Annotated in this window: 1 protein-coding gene; it reads right to left on the reverse strand. The window is 51.4% G+C overall.

Annotated features, from left to right (window positions below; genetic code table 11):
* On the reverse strand, positions 1-278 hold a 278-nt coding region (locus tag AAEY75_RS14840), incomplete at both ends, for an IS30 family transposase (protein WP_352259998.1).

The following is a 278-nucleotide window of genomic DNA, read 5'->3' on the forward strand; positions in this document are numbered from 1 at the left end:
CTCTGATACTTGCTGTGCTGTTTTATGACCCACACGCTTCATCTTCAGCAGCCCCGTTTTACGTTCAACGAGCGTGACAATCGCTTGCTTGTGATGCTGACCGATAACGGTATCCGCTTCCCAGTCACCAATTCGCGTACGTTCTTCAACAATACAAGGGCGCTCATGAATCGAGACTCTGTCATTGATACGGCCTCGAGTCTCAGCGGTTAGACGCTGCCGGTATGGTTTGGCTTTACGTCTGAGACACTGCCACAATGTGCCGCCCTGCCTCTTAT

The organism is Psychrobacter sp. TB55-MNA-CIBAN-0194, from assembly GCF_040309505.1.
Taxonomy (GTDB): domain Bacteria; phylum Pseudomonadota; class Gammaproteobacteria; order Pseudomonadales; family Moraxellaceae; genus Psychrobacter; species Psychrobacter fozii.